Origin of the sequence: Rivularia sp. PCC 7116, assembly GCF_000316665.1 — a bacterium.
GTDB lineage: Bacteria > Cyanobacteriota > Cyanobacteriia > Cyanobacteriales > Nostocaceae > Rivularia.
Genome location: NC_019678.1, coordinates 4747445 through 4765317, shown reverse-complemented (window position 1 = coordinate 4765317; position 17873 = coordinate 4747445). Strand labels below are relative to the sequence as shown.

General features: G+C 37.1%; 13 protein-coding genes. 8 read left to right on the top strand and 5 right to left on the bottom strand.

Annotated features, from left to right (window positions below):
• The first annotated feature begins 203 nt into the window (after positions 1-203).
• Entirely contained in the window at positions 204-1259 is a 1056-nt protein-coding gene (locus tag RIV7116_RS18525; protein ID WP_015119837.1) for a glycosyltransferase, read from the top strand.
• Positions 1260-1866: 607 nt separating this feature from the next.
• Here the strand turns inward: RIV7116_RS18525 and RIV7116_RS18520 are convergent.
• Positions 1867-2388 carry a DUF2085 domain-containing protein gene (locus tag RIV7116_RS18520; RefSeq protein ID WP_015119836.1) on the bottom strand — a complete coding sequence of 174 codons (522 nt, stop codon included), beginning with the start codon at positions 2386-2388 and terminating at the stop codon, positions 1867-1869.
• A gap of 281 nt (positions 2389-2669) precedes the next feature.
• Between RIV7116_RS18520 and RIV7116_RS18515 the strand changes: the two genes are divergently transcribed.
• Complete coding sequence (locus RIV7116_RS18515; protein ID WP_015119835.1) at positions 2670-3455, top strand: FkbM family methyltransferase; 786 nt, start codon at positions 2670-2672, stop codon at positions 3453-3455.
• Between the two features lie 64 nt (positions 3456-3519).
• Here the strand turns inward: RIV7116_RS18515 and RIV7116_RS18510 are convergent, their stop codons facing one another.
• A complete protein-coding gene (locus tag RIV7116_RS18510) occupies positions 3520-5634 on the bottom strand; it encodes a TIGR00300 family protein (RefSeq protein ID WP_015119834.1) in 2115 nt (704 codons plus the stop codon).
• Positions 5635-5905: 271 nt separating this feature from the next.
• Between RIV7116_RS18510 and RIV7116_RS18500 the strand changes: the two genes are divergently transcribed.
• The 4 genes from RIV7116_RS18500 to RIV7116_RS18485 all read left to right on the top strand — a co-directional run bounded on the left by RIV7116_RS18500 (position 5906) and on the right by RIV7116_RS18485 (position 9107).
• The gene (locus RIV7116_RS18500) at positions 5906-6421 is read left to right on the top strand and encodes a GAF domain-containing protein (protein ID WP_015119832.1); all 516 of its coding nucleotides are present in this window, start codon (positions 5906-5908) and stop codon (positions 6419-6421) included.
• A 452-nt stretch (positions 6422-6873) separates the two neighbouring features.
• The gene (locus RIV7116_RS18495) at positions 6874-7785 is read left to right on the top strand and encodes a 3'-5' exonuclease (protein WP_044292032.1); all 912 of its coding nucleotides are present in this window, start codon (positions 6874-6876) and stop codon (positions 7783-7785) included.
• Positions 7786-7933: 148 nt separating this feature from the next.
• Positions 7934-8773, top strand: coding sequence for a tetratricopeptide repeat protein (locus RIV7116_RS18490; RefSeq protein ID WP_015119830.1), 840 nt, complete (start codon positions 7934-7936; stop codon positions 8771-8773).
• 142 nt (positions 8774-8915) lie between these two features.
• The gene (locus RIV7116_RS18485) at positions 8916-9107 is read left to right on the top strand and encodes a hypothetical protein (RefSeq protein WP_015119829.1); all 192 of its coding nucleotides are present in this window, start codon (positions 8916-8918) and stop codon (positions 9105-9107) included.
• 193 nt (positions 9108-9300) lie between these two features.
• Here RIV7116_RS18485 and RIV7116_RS18480 read toward each other — a convergent pair whose 3' ends face one another.
• From RIV7116_RS18480 to RIV7116_RS18470, 3 genes are all read right to left on the bottom strand, one after another.
• On the bottom strand, positions 9301-11244 hold the full coding sequence (locus RIV7116_RS18480; RefSeq protein WP_015119828.1) for a serine/threonine-protein kinase: 1944 nt from the start codon (positions 11242-11244) through the stop codon (positions 9301-9303).
• 315 nt (positions 11245-11559) lie between these two features.
• Entirely contained in the window at positions 11560-14343 is a 2784-nt protein-coding gene (locus tag RIV7116_RS37045) for a serine/threonine-protein kinase (RefSeq protein WP_015119827.1), read from the bottom strand.
• A 103-nt stretch (positions 14344-14446) separates the two neighbouring features.
• Positions 14447-16285, bottom strand: a complete 1839-nt coding sequence (locus RIV7116_RS18470; RefSeq protein WP_015119826.1) for a WD40 repeat domain-containing serine/threonine-protein kinase — start codon at positions 16283-16285, stop codon at positions 14447-14449.
• A 213-nt stretch (positions 16286-16498) separates the two neighbouring features.
• Here RIV7116_RS18470 and RIV7116_RS18465 point away from each other — a divergent pair, with 213 nt between their 5' ends.
• Both RIV7116_RS18465 and RIV7116_RS18460 read left to right on the top strand, forming a co-directional pair.
• Positions 16499-16975, top strand: coding sequence for a YbjN domain-containing protein (locus RIV7116_RS18465; protein ID WP_015119825.1), 477 nt, complete (start codon positions 16499-16501; stop codon positions 16973-16975).
• 231 nt (positions 16976-17206) lie between these two features.
• Entirely contained in the window at positions 17207-17869 is a 663-nt protein-coding gene (locus RIV7116_RS18460) for a biotin--protein ligase (protein WP_083894137.1), read from the top strand.
• Positions 17870-17873: the final 4 nt, after the last annotated feature.

Here is a 17873-nt window from a genome sequence, read left to right as displayed (position 1 = left end):
ATAAAAACATCCACTTAATATTTAACTTTATTGCAGATAAAAAATCATAGTTAGCAATATTACAAAGTTCTGCAAAAAACAATTTAATTTTTTGGTTTTTTCTCTTTCCGAATAAAAAAACTTTAATTAAATACAGGAACAATATTACTAAAATACTATTCATTAATCAAATTCACTTTAAAAAGTTGATTTGATAATTCGTAATGACATATCATTTAGCGCTCAGTAGTTTTGTGAATTTGGAGGATATTAGTAAGGATGCTCAAGTTGGAAAACGCCCAGTTCATGTGATGTTTGATGTCAGTCGGCGTTTAAATGCAACAATACATCAGGCAAATAGCGACTTTTTACTACCAATGCATTTGATATGTGAAAATATTATAGGATGTAGACAGGACTGGCATTTGGCGCACAATTTATCTTCTAAGCTACGAAGTGATGATGTCATATTTTGTGCTGATGAGACTGTAGGACTACCAATAGCAACATTATGTGGAGGAAGAAAGAAAGGACCAAAAGTGGTTGTGTTTACACATAATCTCAACAGAGTACGAGGGCGCTTGGCCTTAAAGCTGTTTGAAATCAGAAAAAAAGTCGATTTGTTTATGACGGCGAATCCAGAGCAAGTCGATTTCTTGCGGGATTATTTAAGTTTACCCAAGCAGCGAGTCAGTTTGTTTCCTTATCAACCTACAGATACATCATTCTTTACTCCAAAACTTGCTTTAACACAAAGATCGCGTCCGTTAATTGTTAGTGGCGGTTTAGAGCAACGAGATTATCAAACTTTGGCAAGAGCAACAGAGTCTCTTGATGTTGATGTGAAAATTAGTGCTGCATCTCCGGTTAAAACTGTAAATTCCCAGACTTTTCCGGAAGTTATTCCAGCAAACATGTCTTACCGCTATTATGATTGGAATTCCTTGGTGCAGCTTTACCAGGATGCTGACATTGTGGCGATCGCTCTTCATGAAAACAATTACCAAGCAGGTTTATCTACTTTGTTTGAAGCACTTGCTTGCCGCAAACCCGTAATCATCACTCGCTCGCCAGGAATTATCCAGGAATTAATTGATGCAAAAGCAGTTTTAGGTGTCAATCCAGGTGATTGGCAAGGCTTAAGTCAAGCAATTAACAGTCTGTTGAAAGGTTCTAAACAGAGTGAAGCATTAGCCCGAAAGGGTTATCAATTGGTGCATGAGCGATATAATCATCGAATTTATATCAAAGCTTTGATGGAGCATTTGACTAACATTTAAAAGAAGCTAATTGTTTGGCTTCCGCGCTACATATACAGGGTGCATCGTTTTATTTTTTCAAGATTTTTAAAATATTTTCCACAATTAATGCCATGTTCGGATGAACAGTTGTCATTGCTTTGCTCCAATTCGTTTCACTCGCAATGACATGTAGTAAGTGATTTATCGAACATGATATATAGCAGTTTCCAGTTGAATAGAATATACTCCTCTACTTAATAAAGCTACCGCGTACACATAAGTAGTTAAAACCATTGCTCGCCAGGGACTGCAAGTCCCTGTCTAATAGCAGAAGTCCTATAAATAGGACTAACTATGATGTTTTATTTTGTACATAATTTTTCAGTCGTCTTTAGACGACTTTAGCTATTAGACGGGGACTTATAGTCCCCGGCAGAGTTATGCGTACACCGTAGACTTAACAAGCAGAGGGGAAGGTAGGTGAGGTTGATCGGAGTGTATTGCACCCAAATAAAAAGCGCTATAATAATTTCCGCTAGGTGCGCTCAAGCGGGTAAAATGCCCCGGAGGTTGCTCAACGGGGGAATCCCCGCAAGCAAGTTTTCGTGTTTGACAATAAATAATTCTGCTCAAATTCTGTTTAAATTTATGTCTGGAGGGAAGATTTTGCACTTGGCGAACCGTGCAAAATCGGCATTGTAAATAACCCCCAAGCTAAACCTGTAGTTAAGCCAAAGGGTACGACAATTAAATTGTGAAAACTCCACCAGCCTAAAATTTGCCCTGCCATTTCTAAGGGATAAGCCATCATTAATACGGTAGCTAGTGCTGCACCATTCCAACCGTATTGATGCAGCCAGTAAAAAGCTTTTCCGCCATCAGCAATATGCAGTAACCTTGTGGCTAATAAACCCGTGACGGTACCGTAACAACGCATACATACAGCCATAAGGAACGGTGACGCTAATTCTACTCCCATCTGAGGTTGGGGGCAGACACGATCGCCCATAAAATAAATTATGTTGGCGATTTGAGGTAAGATTGGCAGCCCGGATGCAGCTAAGAAAGGAGCGGCTATCGGTCCAATAAGCATTCCTGTTAGTAGAAAATCGGCAATAAAGCTTGCGGGGTTGATTTGTAGCTGCTTATTGTGGATTGTTAGTTGCATTTGATGAAATTTGTGTTTTATCTGTGGTTTTTGGGATTTTTATTTGAAGTTCTGAGTTTATATCTTATCTATGGTTAATAATTGTAATCATAAGAATAAATCATAGGAAAAGATGTGACATTTTTTTTGATTTTTATGAAACTATAAGGCACTTTAGAACAGAAAAACGAGCATATTCTCAAGTTTTTAGGGTTTATTTCAACTTAACTCAGACGAAAATTTATCGTTTATGATTGATTTAAGTTGCCACCATAGGGAAACATTAGAATTAGGCTTCAATTATGCTAATAAAGGAATACCTTGCTCATCAGCTAATTGGCACCCCTCTAGAAAAGCCTGCCGTTAAGTTGCGCGATTTTACTAAAATTTTAAAACATAGAAAATATCCCGAACTGCAAGAAATTTACGTCGAGTCTACCCGAGCGGAATTGGCGATGAGTAAAATTATCAACAGTTCAATGAATTGCATTGATATTGGAACTCATCTAGGTTCGGTACTTAGTCTCATCAATAAACTTTCACCTCATGGTAAACATATTGCGATTGAACCCATTCCCTACAAATATAATTGGTTGAAGTCTAAGTTTCAAAATGTAGAAATAATTCAAGCTGCCCTCGGTGAGAGTAATGGTGAAGTAGACTTCTATTTGCAGTCTCCGAGTTCTGGTTACAGTGGATTACAGCATCATGGTTCTAGGAATGGCAAGCAAAATTTCAAGATTATCAAAGTAAAATGTCTCAGACTAGATGAAATTGTTCCACCTGATTTATTTATAGGATTCATCAAGATTGATGTAGAAGGGGGTGAATTAGCAGCATTAAAAGGTGGTGAAACTATATTGCAGCGGTGTCATCCAACTATTCTTTTTGAATGTGCTAAATCTGGTTTAAAAGCTCATAACGTTTCTCAATTTGAGATTTACGACTTCTTCGATGCTCATGGTTATTCCTTGTTTTTAATCAAAGACTGGCTTGCACAAAATAAACCACTTAATTACGAAGGATTTATAAAATCCATGGAATATCCATTTCAGGCTTTTAATTTTCTTGCAGATCTTAAAAATTAATATTCATTTCTGGGATATCCTTGATTAGGGAGACGTAGCGCTGCTACGTCTCTACATCGGGAATTTAACCAACTTGTGCGGTATAAGGACTGGTTAATTTATCAAGCTGCTGTACTAACAAACTTAAAAATAATCCCACATCTGTAACTACACCAACTGATTCTACCGAGCCTCTATCGCTCAATTTTGTTACTACTGCCGGGTTGATATCGACACATACCATTTTTACTCCCGCAGGGGTCATATTACCAACTCCAATGGAATGCAGCATGGTGGAAAGCATCAAAATCATATCTGCACCTTTAAGTAATTCTGCGTACTCCTGCTGTGCTTTAATTAAATCCATTTGAGTATCGGGTAACGGACCGTCATCTCGAATCGAACCAGCTAAGGCAAAGGGCACATTGTTTTTAACACATTCGTACATTACCCCTCTTTGAATCATTCCCGCTTGTACGGCTTTAGCAATACTGCCATGACGGCGAACGCTGTTAATTGCTTTGAGGTGATGACGATGCCCTCCGCGTACTGAAACTCCTCGCTTCATGTCTACACCCAAAGATGTTCCCATAATCGATTGTTCGATGTCGTGAACCGCGATCGCGTTGCCACCTAATAATCCCTGTACGTAGCCTTCTTTAACTAATTGTGATAAATGTTCGCCACCGCCGGTATGTATGACTACTGGTCCGGCTGTTACGATAACTTTACCTCCAGAATCACGGATTTTACGCAATTCCCAAGCGACTTGTTCCACAATTAATTCTACGCGACGCTCGCTGGAAACACCGGCAGACATAAAGCTGAATTCTTCTGTATTGCGTTTTTCCCGCGATTCGGTTTTACGAATGGTGCGGATGCCTTGTACATCTACAACTACTTTTTCTCCTGCTTCTAAATCGCGCAATATTTTACACCGAGCGGTGATTCCTGCGGAGGTTTCGGTAATCGCTATTGCACCATCCATCCGTTGCGAATCGACTTTTACCCAATTGCCTTTAATCCGAACTTCCGTAGGATAAATGGTACTAACGTAAAAATCATCCGGTGCTACCCCGTTATGAATCACGGGTTCGAGTTTAGCGTCTCGCTCGTCTTCTGGTAAATTCATCGCGCCCAAGTCAATTAGATGGGATACAATGCTTTCCATCACTTCATGAGAAGGAGCGGAAACTTTCACCTCAGCAGCAGAAGTACTTTGACGCTGTTCTCCCAAAAGGAAATTTTGAACTTTGAAACTTCCGCCATTATCTATAATTAAGTCCAAAGCACGGTTAATTAAACCCGAGTCTAATAAATGTCCTTCCATACGGACAACTTGACTTTCTACCTGAGAATTAGCATGTACATCTTCCAATACGGGTTCGGTTACTCGCAATGTTAAACATTTCGCGGCACCACCTGCTTTGAGAAATTCGGTAAGTGGAGTTTCAATCACCTCAAAGCCAACTTTCCCTAAACGTGCTTTAAGCGAATCGGAAGCTTTGTTCATGACTACGATATTTTCCACATTCACCGTATTGCAAGCAAAATTAACTGCATCGGCTTCTTCTATAGCAATGCGTTTTTCCGGTGCCACACGCATTTCAATCAAGCGGTTGGAATAGGAGTCAAAAGCTTCGGGGTAGTAAAGTAAATAGCCATTGGCTAAAGGGCAAAAGCAAGTATCAAGGTGATAAAAACGTTCGTCGGTTAGTCGTAAGGATAATACCTCAATATCCAGCCATCTTGCCAAATAAGGATGAGAATCTAATTCCGAACGAAAACCATAACCAGCCCATAACCAGCGCCCTTCTCGATCTAAAAGTGCATCACCCGCACCTTCAAAAGGTAAATCTTTGGGTAATTCATAAACAGTAAAGCCATTTTCTTCAAACCATGCTTTAAAGTAAGGCTCCTCTCCTTGACGCTCTTTGTGTAAAAAGCGACTTAAAACCACATTGTCACCTAAGATTAAACCAGCATTGGCGGTAAAAACCATATCGGGGACACCTTTGTGAGGTTTCACCAAATCAACAATGGCGTGTTCTTTAAGTACGTGATGCAGTTTCTGCCATTGTTGTACGGCACGCTCTTGAGATGACTTGTGAATATTCCCTTCCATCCAAGGATTGATTACATAATCTACATCATAATGTTCTGGGGCACACATCAAAAAGCGGATTTCAGAAGTCGTCATAGGTAAGTACCTTCTTGGTGAATAGATGCAATTATCTTGTTTATTCTATTACCATTACGAGTGGGGGAGAGGGGTAAGAGGGGGAGAGGGGGGAGAGTGGGAAGAAAAAAGGATTTTTTTGCCCAATATGCAATTCCCAATGCCCAATTCCCGTTATTGATTAGATATTTTTCTAAGCTTAAAAGAGTATTACTTAATAAAGTATTTGTAAAAGTGGTTGTTAGCATAAAATTATTAAAGATAATTATTACTCAAGTGTGATACTGGAACGGTGGTACAGAATTCTAATCAAAATTTTGACCGTGGTCTTAAAAAGATACTAAATCGCTTAACTGAGACAATAGAACGGGATACTTTAATTACTGAAACGACATCTCGCTTGCGAGATAAATTTGATGTTGACAGGGTGGTTTTGTATTATTTTTATTCTCAGTGGGATGGGCAAGTTACTTTTGAAGCTTTGAGTTCGGAACATTTGTCTATTCTCGGTTCTACTGGCCCTGATGACTGTTTTAATGATGGGTATGCCGAATTGTATCTACAGGGAAGAATAAATGCGATTGAGGATATTGAGTCAGAACCAATTGCTGATTGCCACCGCGATTTTTTACGCGGTTTAAAAGTTCGTGCGAATTTAGTCGCACCTATTTTAACTGCTAAGGGTTTGTGGGGTTTACTAATAGCACATCACTGCCAAAAACCACGCTTATGGACTCCATCCGATATTCAAATGATGCAAAATGAAGCTCAAAATTTAGCTAAGGCGAATGCTATTCGCGATTCTTGAGTGTTTGGGCATTGGGCATTGCCAACAATAAATAGTTAACTATAAAAATATTTTTAATAAATTATTTATTAGTCATTCTTATTTCGCAATAGTAATTTGCCGCATCAATTTTGATGAGCGTATGGTACGAGTATCTTGCCGGAGTATTTTTTCTCACTGATAGACAGCGAATTTTTTAGATTCAGAGTTTATTTTACAAATGACCTGGTTTTAATCAAAGCCGGGTTGATAATAATAACCTCATTGGCAAGGTATATTTACAGCGAAATTTTATAATACAAATAGCTCCTTTTTTATACACAATTCTTGTATAGCTTAATTAAAAAAATCAAATTATCGTAATTACTGAGAGTAAACAGATACGGCACTACAAATAAATTACATACAAAATGTTAACTTGGGAAATTGTAACTTGGTTACTTTTACCCAATTTTTTTAGGGAATATTGCTCAATGCCTTACCTAAAATCCGGTGACGAAATACGTTCTATCGTTGCTAAATATACTCAATCTCAAACTCTTTGGTTAGATACGGAAGTTGCCGATTACGATACTCGCAATCCGAGGCTATCGCTGATTCAAGTTTTGGATGATAGTACGGATTTAACTGGGGAAAGCGTCTATATTTTAGACGTACTCGACCAGCCAGAAATTGTGACCGAGTTTATAGATACAATTATGATAAATTCCTCAGTAGAAAAAGTATTTCATAATGCTAAATACGATTTAAGATTTTTAGGTAAAAAGAAAGCTAAAAATGTCACCTGCACTTTGGAGACGGCGAAACAGATACCTTACTATGTTTTACCTTTACCTAACTATCAATTAAAAACTTTGGCAATGACGCTTTGCCATTTCCAAGACATTGATAAACAGCAGCAAAGCAGCGATTGGGGAATTAGACCTTTAAGTGAAGAGCAAATAGAATATGCTTATCTTGACTGCATTATTCTGGCTCAAGTTCATTTACGTTTATTAGAATTAACTCAAAATATAAACTTTGATGCTGCAACAGAAGATTTAACTTTGCTTGGTGCAAAATATGTTGAATTAGAGCAGCAGTGGAAGTTGTTAAAATCTGAATTTGAGCATTTACAGGAACGAATTAAACAAGCAATGCTAGCTCAAAATTTATCTGAAACCTCAGATTTTAAACTTAATAGTTACGAACGCACAACAACTAAAGTGCCATTTTCCGAACTGGTACGGCTGGTAGAGACTAAAAATGTAGATTTAGATTTTGATATTACTTTAACTAAGGATATGCAAAAGAATTTAGGGGATAACCTACAGCAACTTGCTGTAGATGTTTCTAAAACTAGTAGTTTCAGGTTAACTTCTAAACAGGGAGAAAGTGAAGAATAAAAGGTAAAATGTAAACAAATTAGTTATATTAATCGTGCAAAAATAGTCAATATAACCAAAAAGGAGTTGCACGCTAGAGAAAGTAAAGAAAAATGAATTTTTTTTGTAGGAATGTCAAAGTTGTGGGTGTTTTGATAAACAGTGAATTATGAAACAGTGGTTGTTTGAGCAAAATTTGACAGGAGTTCCCAAAAGATTTGGTGTAGCCTTGTTGAGTGGATTTATCGCAACTGTAACTGTTTCTTGCAGCAACGATAAAGACGTATTGGTAACGGAAATAGGAGTTAGCCCTGTAGCGACTCCAGTAGCGAACCCATCGACAGCGAAGGAATTTTACGCTCAGGGGCAGTACAAGCATATTCAGGGTGATACCCAGGGCGCGATCGCTGCATATACAAAAGCTATAAGCCTTAATCCAGAGTATGTTCTAGCCTATAACGGGCGCGGATTAGTACAGTTCGATACCGGAGACAGGCAAGGTGCGATCGCTGACTATAATGAGGCGCTTCGGATTGCACCAGATAACGCTCAAGCTTACAACAATCGCGCCAATGCTCGGGCTGCTCAAGGTGATGTAAGCGGTGCAGTTCAAGATTACGATAAAGCTATTGAATTAAATCCAAATTACGCCGAAGCATACAACAATCGTGGCAATGCTCGCGCCGCTGATGGAGATAGAAACGAAGCTATAGCCGATTACACGAGAGCCATTGAGATCAAATCTAACTACGCTGTTGCTTATAATAATCGAGGCAATGCTCGCGCCGCTCAAGGAGACAAAGAGGGAGCAGTTGCTGATTACAATAAAGCCATTGAACTCAATCCCAACTTTGGTGCTGCTTATAACAATCGGGGAAATGCTCGCGTCGAATTAGGAGATAAAGATGCTGGATTAGCAGATTTGCAGCGAGCCGCAGAAATTTTTCAAGAGCAAGATAATCAGCAACTGTATAACCAGGTTATGGAAAATGTTAAGGAAATTCAGTAAGCAGTTGACTGTTGACTGCTCACTGCTCACTGCTCATTGATACAAAGTATAGAAATAACTTGATAATTATTTACCTGGGGTGTATAAAAAAGTCTGTAATTAAAAGAATTGCAATACCCAGCCGAATTCATTCTTCAATATTATGAACAAGACAATCGTTCATTCAGTTGTTGGCTTTGAAAATCTAACGTTATTGGTTTTTCACACTGAAGAAATGGAATGGCAATTTAGAGTCATAAGTTCCGGTGGAGAAGTTTTTGGTGAAAGGAAGCTTTACTATACCCCTGAAGCTGCCGAAAAAGCTGCGCGAGAATGGTTATCGTGGGGTGATTAGGGGGTATAGCTATTTAATTGATTATAAAAAATTTTCTTATTATTAGATTGTAAATTGTAGGGTGTGTTATGGCGTGATAGATAATTTGTAATTATTACAAAGAATATATATTTCGCGCCTAACGCACTATTCTTAGATTAAATTTAGCGGTGCGCTGTGCTGTGGCGGCAACACTAAAGCATTTAATAAAAAATCATTCCCATCGCCAAATTTTGATAGTGCTATCGTCGCTACCGCTATATAAAAATCTTTCATCGGGGCTAAAAGCAATGGAATTAACTTTAGCTGAATGTCCTTTTAAAGTGTGTATCTCTTGTTTTGTATTTACATTCCACAATTTAATATCATTGTTATAACTATTAGTAGCAAGAATTTCGCCATTGAGGCTAAAAGTAAGACATTTAACGGAAAATGCACTAAAAACACCGTCTTTAGCCCAGTTGAGGGAATCAAGGGTACAAATTTCCTTTCCGCTAATTACTTCCCAAAGCTTAATATTATAGGCTTCGCCACCAGTTGCAATAATTCCTCCATCTGGGCTAAAAGCTACAGAATTAACTTTAGAATCAGTATCAAGAGTATTCAGCATTTTAGCAGTTTTTAAATTCCAAATTCTAGCTGTTCTATCAGCACCGCCGCTAGCAATTAATTTTCCATTTGGGCTGATAGCAACGCTATTAACCGATTTTTTATGAGCTTTAAGAGTGCGAATTATATTTCCCGTATTGATATTCCACAATTTTATTGTTTTATCGCTACCCGCGCTAACGATAATTTGACCATCTGGACTAAAACTTAAACAATTAACTCCTGCATCCGTATGTCCTTTAATAGCAAATCTTTTAGAGCAGGAACTTACATCCCAAATGATAATATTGTTTGCCGAATCACCACTGGCAATATATAAACCATTTGGGCTAAAAGCAACAGTCTTAATCGGATAGTCACAACAGAAAGTCCGAACTGATTTACTAGTATTAATATTCCATAGTTTTATCGCACAATAAGAGCTAGCACTGACTAAAATATTTCCATTCGGACTAATAGCAATTGAACTGATGGAAGCTGCATGATGGTTAAGAGTGTGAATACATTTCCAAACATAATTTAATTTTTTATCATTTGAAGGGCTTGGTCTTTTGGCAGTATTTGCATATTGTTTGTTTTCAACAGCAACTACTTTGTTGTGACGATTTTGATTTTTAAATGTTATTGGCAACCGTTGATTTGGTAATTGACTTTGATTAATATAGGTTGTTTGTAGAGGACTAATAGTTTTTAATATTTCAGTTGCCGATTGATAGCGGCGACTGGTAGCGTTCTCAATTAATTTGTCTAAAATATTGCTTAATTTATCGCTGACGGGATTTTCAACTAAATACTGCCGCCATATCCAGGTATATTCAGAAATATCAAATAAATCAAAGGGAGAAACTCCAGTTAATAAATAAATGCAGGTTGTTCCCAAACTATATAAATCGCTGCTGTAAATAGCTTTTCCTCTGGATTGTTCCGGTGCGACAAATTCGGGAGTGCCGATGCTGGTTCCCGTTTGTAATATTGCGGTTCCGGTGACAACTTTTGCGGCACCAAAGTCTACTAAGCATAGCTTTCCGTCTCGGCTGCGGATAATATTTTCTGGTTTAATATCTCGATGAATAACGTCACGACTATGAATAAATTCGAGTACGGGTAATAAACTATTTAATAATTCCCAAATTTGGTCTTCTTTAAAAGTGCCTTGTTCTTTTAATATCTCTGCTAAGTCATATCCATCAATGTATTCTTGTACTAAATATTGATGTTCTTCTTGAGTTAAGTAGTCTAATAAATTGGGTATTTGATTGTGTTTTCCTAATTCATTTAATCTTAAAGCTTCTTGTTCAAATAATGCAGCAGCTTTTTGGCTATTATCAGTACCTTGTGCCATCATCAGAAATTGTTTGATGACGCAAGGCGGTTTCAAAAGTTTGCTTTCGTCAACAGCTAACAAAGTTCTACCAAAACCACCTTGCCCGATGGGTTTGATGGCACGATAGCGTTGTTTCAAAAGAAGTTGAGTACCGCAAGTCAGGCAACTGTTAGCATTCTTTTGATTTTGAGGTTTTTGGCAATGGGGGTTGAGGCAATAGCTCATACTAAAGAAAATATATAAGAGAGATATACTTAATATTCCCTGGAGTTAGTTGTGGCTAACTATAAATTCCTGCTTTACCTCACCCCAGCCCTCTCCTTGTCAAGGAGGGTATAATAAGCTAATCATTGAGGAAATATATATTAAGTATTCCCACGATTTGCTTGTGGTTAACCGTAATTCCTGTTTTACCTCACCCCAGCCCTCTCCTTGTCAAGGAGAGGGTGAAAGCCGCCCTGAGATTAGAAACCATAAACAAAGTCCACGCAGGTGGGCTTGGTAATTGTAGCGATACCCTTATAGGTATTGCGTATTTAACTATTTCATTTCTTCGCATTGCCAAACTTTAATAGTCTTGTCATCGCTACCACTAAATAAAGTTTTACCATCGGCACTCCAAACTATTGAATTAACTTTACCTAAGTATCCTTCTAAAGAAAAGATTGCTTGCTTTGTATTCATATCCCATAATTTGATATCATTGCCATAACTACTAGTAGCTAGAATCTCTCCGTTAGGACTAAAGGTAATATATCGAATAGACCTTTTATGACCTTTAAGAGTACAAACTTCTTCTTTGTTACTTACCGACCAAAGCTTGATAGTATTATCATTACTACCAGTAGCAAAAATTTCTCCGTTGGGACTAAAAGCAATTGAGCGAATCTCATCATTATGCTTAAATGTTTCAAGTATTTCACCAGTAGTTAAATCCCAAAAATTCGCTGTTTCATCAGCACTACCGCTAGCGAATATTTTTCCATCTGGACTAAACGCAACACTGCTAACCCATCTTTCATGACCTTTTAAAGTCATAATTTCTGCACCTGTATTTAAATTCCACAACTTTACTGTTTTATCACCACCAGCACTAGCAAGAATTTGTCCGTCGGGGCTAAATTTTAAAGAATTAACTCCAGCAAATCGCCCTGTATGTCCTTCTAAAATACGGATTTTTTCACCAGAATTTATGTCCCAAATATAGATATTATTTTTAGAATCTCCACTAGCAATAGTTAATCCATCGGGGCTGAAAGCGATAGCATAAATAGAATATTTAGTATCAATACTCCGAAGTTCTTTTCCTGTAGAAATATTCCATAATTTGATAGTATTATCGTGGCTGCTACTAGCAAGATTTTTTCCGTCGGGACTAATAGCAATAGAATCTATAGAACTAGTGTGAGAATTAAAATCGGTAATGCATTGATAATAAAAATCTTGAGTATTATAAACGTAGGACTGATTAAAATCTCGGAATTTTAATATATTTTTATCGCAACCACTAGTTAATAAAATTTGGTTTTGTCCTTCAGAACTAAAGATAAGAGAATTAACTTTAGAATTATTTCCGTACAGAGTACATATCTCTTGCTTTTTATTTATATCCCATAACCTGATATGACCATATTTATCTCTACTAGCAATAATTTTTCCGTCAAGATTGAAAGTAAGATTAATTGCAGATGAATCATTATGTGTAAGATTACAAATTTTTCGATTGCTAGCTATATCCCAAAGCTTGATATTATATTTTTTACGATTAGCAATAGCGATAGTTTTTCCGTCGGGACTAAAAGCAACAGAGCTAATTCCATCGGGAGTATTAGTATTATCAAGAGTATGGACTATTCTACCCGTAGTTAAATCCCACAGTACCGCTCTACCATCACTGTAAATGCTAGCGAGAGTATCCCCTCTTGGAGCAATAACAATACTTTTAACTGATTTATTATGACCTTTGAGAGTACGAATTTCCGAGCCATTACTTATATCCCATAACTTGATTGTTGTGTCATCACCACCACTAGCAAGAAATTTACCATCAGGACTAAAACTAACGTCATTAATTGCACCATGCCAAGCATTTAATAAATAGATTTGTTCACCAGAATTTATATCCCAAAGTTTAATATTATTATCGCGATCGCCAATGGCAAAAATTTTGTTATCGGGGCTAATCGCAACAGCATTCACCCAATTTTCAGAATTAATGTCCAGAAGTATTTCATTCGTATTTAGTCGTCGCAATTGTAAACAATGTATTTTCTTGTGTCCGGTTTTGAAACTTTGCATTTTTTCATAATAATAGCCAGCAGTAGCAAAAATCATGCCGTCATTACTAATAGCAGTAGCAGTTACATCTTCTATGTTAAATTTAAGTTTATAGAATTCTTTCCAATTAGGATAATCAGCAAAATTATCTGTAATTTCGTTATTTAAAAATTTAGTTTTAACATCTTTTAAAACTTGATTTGCTAATTGATAGCGGCGACTGGTGGCAGTTTCGATTAATTTATCTAAGATATGAGCTAATTCATCCCTGACGGGATTATTAACTAAATATTGCTTCCACACCCAGTTATATTCGGAAATATCAAATAAATCAAAGGGAGAAATTTCAGTTAATAAATGAATGCAGGTAACTCCTAAACTATATAAATCGCTGCTGTAAGTTGCTTTCCCCATAGACTGTTCTGGCGCAACAAATTCGGGAGTGCCGATGCTAGTTCCCGTCTGCAAAATAGCAGTTCCCGTAACAACCTTAGCTGCACCAAAATCTACTAAGTATAGCTTTCCATCTTTACCAAGAATAATATTTTGTGGCTTAATATCTCGATGAATAACGTCTTGGGTATGAATGTATTCTAAAACTGGCAATAAACTATTTAATAATTCCCAAATCTGCTGTTCCTTAAACTTTCCTTTTTCTTTGAGAACTTTAGCTAAATCATGTCCATCAATGTATTCTTGAACTAAATATTGATGTTCTTCTTGAATTAAATAGTCTAATAACTTGGGTATTTGATTGTGTCTGCCTAATTTATCTAACCTTTCTGCTTCTTGCTCAAATAATTCGGCTGCCTTCTGAATATTATTAGTACCTTGTGCTTGAGGAAGAAACTGCTTGATAACGCAAAAATATTCCTCAGATTTGCTTTCATCCACAGTTAACAAGGTTCTACCAAAACTGCCTTGTCCAATTATTTTTATGGAGCGATACCGCTCTTTTAACAATAGATTGGTACCGCAAGTTAAACAAAATTTATCTTGGGTCGAATTTTGAGGATTTTCGCAGCGCGGATTGAAACAATAACTCATAATTGTAATTTTATAGGATAGTTTATTTTTAGTATTCCCAAAAGATAATTACTAGTAACAAAGGTATTATTATTGATGAATTATGATGATTAATGAAATTTATTTATATAAGCTGCCAAACCTTAATAGAGTTATCATCGCTAGCGCTAAACAAAGTTTTACTATCTGGACTAAAAGCAAGAGAATTAACTTGTTCTGAATGTTCGCTTAAAGTACATATTTCTTGGTTTGTATTCATATCCCACAGCTTAATATCTTGGGCATGATTGCTACTAGCAAGAATCTTTCCGTTGGGGCTAAAGGTAACGCATCTAATCGACTTTTTATGTCCTGTAAACGTGTAAATTTCTTGTCCGGTATTGACTTCCCAAAGCTTAATTGTAGAGTCTTCGCTGCCAGTTGTAATAATTTTTCCGTCAGGGCTAAAAGCTAAAGTTCTAATTACATCAGAGGCATGATTATGATTAAGGATATTCAATTTTCTATAATCGCTTAAGTCTTGAAGTATAGCTGTTCCGTCAGCACTACCGCTAGCGATAATCTTTCCGTCGGGGCTGAAAGCAACACTGCTAACCCATTTTTTATGATTATTAAAAGTATGAATTTCCGTATTTGTAGTTAAATCCCATAATTTAACTGTTTTATCACCTCCAGCACTGGCAAGAATTTTTCCGTCGGGGCTAAAACTAACACAATTGACTCCAGCAAACCACCCTTCATGCCCTTTTAAAATGCGGGTTTTACCCGAATGTATATCCCAAATTTGAATATCATTGTCAGAATATCCGATGGCAACATTGTGTCTGTCAGGGCTAAAAGCAACAGCATAAATTAAGCTTTCACAATTTAGAGTTGTAATTTGTTTACCCGTACTTATTTGCCAAAGCTTTACTGTTTCGTCATGACTTCCACTAGCAAGAATTATTCCATCTAAGCTAATAGCAATAGAATCAACTACATCAGTATGACTGTACCAAGTATTAATACATTCCCAACTGGGAGTTTTTAATATTTTGTCCCAATTTGAGTTCTCTAAATATGCTTTGTCTTCAAAGTAAAAACCTTTTTCTTTTTTAATATCCTCTAATACTTCACTTGCCGATTTATAGCGACGACTTGTAGCATATGGAATAAGTTTATCTAAAATATAACTTAGTTTATCGCTAACAGGATTCTTAACTAAATACTGCTGCCATACCCAATTATTTTCAGATATATCAAATAATTCAAAGGGAGAAACTCCAGTTAATAAATAAATACAGGTTATTCCCAAACTATATAAATCGCTGCTATAAATAGCTTTACCTCTAGATTGTTCGGGAGCAACAAATTCGGGAGTGCCGATGCTGGTTCCCGTTTGCAACATAGCAGTTCCCGTGACAACTTTCGCAGCACCAAAGTCTACTAAAAACAGCTTTCCTTCGCGACTGCGAATAATATTTTCTGGTTTAACATCTCGGTGAATTACTTCATTTTGGTGAATAAATTCTAGTACGGGTAACAAACTATTTAGTAATTCATCAATTTTAGTTTCATTAAAATTACCTTGTTCGGCTAATATCTGTAATAAATTATGCCCGTCAATATATTCTTGTACTAAATATTGATGTTCTTCCTGAGTGAAATAATCTAATAAATCGGGTATTTGATTGTGTCTGCCTAAATTATCCAATCTCAAAGCTTCTTGCTCAAATAATTCAGCAGCTTTTTGGGTATTATTAGTACCTTGCGCTTGAGGAAGTAACTGCTTAACAACGCAGGGTGGTTTTGACGGTTTGTCTTCATCAACAGCTAACAAAGTTCTACCAAAACCACCTTGTCCAATTGGTTTGATAGCGCGATAGCGTTCTTTAAGCAGCAGTGCTGTACCGCAACTTAAGCAAAATTTATCATCTTTTGGATTTTGGGGCTTCTGACAATGGGGGTTAAGACAATAACTCATACTGAGGCTAAAGATAAAATATATACTCAGTATTCCCCGAATTGCGCTACTGTTAACAGGGAAAGGAGAGATGGGGAGAGAAAAAGAATAATTGACTTGCTACTTTGCACAAGAAACTGCTAACAAATGCTAATGCCCATCTGACAATGCCCAACTCCAGTTAATTGTGTATAAAGTAGGTGTGAATAATCATCATCTTGAGGCACAATTTGTATGACATCTTACCAATCCGGTTCGGAAACCGACGAAACAATGGACGATTTAACTACAGAAACGGAAAGCATCAACCATGTTGAGGTGATTGAAAACGTTATCGATACCTTAGAGCAAAACGATAGCGCAATGGTTAGTCATCCTGCTGAAGGTGCTTATTTATGGAAGTTTAAGTACGGTAGTGTAGAAGTGTTTGTGCAATTGACGGGAACCAGCGATGAAGATATGATAACAGTCTGGTCTTCAGTGCTGAGGTTGCCAGGAAAAGACGAACCTACAATGATGCGATCGCTGTTACAAATGAACTGCTCTGCTACCTTAGAAGCACGCTTTGGTATTATTGAAGACCAGGTAGTAGTAATTTCAAAGCGTACATTAGAAGATTTATCCGCTGCGGAAGTTTCTCGTTTAATTACCATTGTGGCGACTATCGCGGATGATAATGACGAAGATTTGCAATCCAAATATGGCAAGTAACAGTTAACAGTAATCAGTTATCAGTAACCAGTTATCAAAGTTTGGGTAGCTGGTTGCTTTTATAAAAAAATGTTTTGTTTATTAATAAAAGCGTTTCCCCTCTTCCCCCTCTACCCTCTCCCCGTCTTTCACAATAGAATTAACAACTAACAACTAACCCCTAAAAACTATATTTTGATTTCTCAAACTTGGCGATTAATTCCGTTTTTGGAAGCGAATGGTAAATTACAGATGGCGATTGATGAATGGTTGTTGAAACAGCATCAGTCGGGACATCCGCCTAGCTTACGTTTTTATACTTGGTCGCCTTCTGCAATTTCTCTTGGTTATCATCAACGCAAGTATCCAAAAGATTGGGAAGGTTTGATTTGGAAAGGTAAGGAAATAGAATTGGTGCGTCGTCCAACGGGTGGGCGTGCGGTGTTGCATCATGGTGATTTAACTTACGCTGTAGTGGCTTCTGGATTTTCTCAAAGTCGCATGGAAGCGTATAAAAATATATGCGATTTTTTGATTAAAGGATGGCGTAATTTAGGTATTGAGTTGGATTACGGTACTGCTGGGAGGGGCTATATTAATAATCCTAATTGTTTCGGCACTGCAACTGGTGCGGATTTGGTAACTGTTGATGGTAGTAAGTTGATTGGTAGCGCTCAGTTGAGACGTGGTGATGTGATTTTGCAACATGGTTCGATGCGGTTGAAACCCGATAAGGAATTGTTTAAAAAGGTTTTTGGTGAAGAGTTATTAGATAGAGTTGCGATTGCGGAAGATTTGAAAATTGAAAAAATAGTTGCAGTTTTAGTTGATGCTGCTAGAGATTGTTTTGGGATTAATTTTGAGGAAAAAGCTTTGAGTGATAATGAATGGGAAGAGATTTTGGAAAACGATTAAAAAA